At 39.9% G+C, this 238-nt stretch carries 1 pseudogene; it reads right to left on the reverse strand.

The features are described 5' to 3' along the window. A pseudogene (locus QP324_RS12215) lies at positions 1-238 on the reverse strand (hypothetical protein); the annotation flags it as partial.

A 238-nucleotide genomic window follows, 5' to 3' on the forward strand; every position in this document is an offset into this window, starting at 1 on the left:
CCAAAAATTGAACTAAACTCTTTCGCTTTACCAGGATTTCTAGTTGCAATGACAATCACTTTCTCCTCTGAATCTTGCGAAGGGACTTCTTCAGAGGCTAAAGCATAAAGCGCTTCTTTCTGATACGCAATTAATTCCTCAATCCCTGTTTTTCCATAAAAGAGCATGGCATTTAACTCATCTCCTGAGAAGGTAGCTTCTTCACCCGTTCCTTGAATTTCCACAAATTCACCAGACT

Source organism: Corynebacterium sp. UMB0012, assembly GCF_030216265.1.
Classification (GTDB): domain Bacteria; phylum Actinomycetota; class Actinomycetes; order Mycobacteriales; family Mycobacteriaceae; genus Corynebacterium.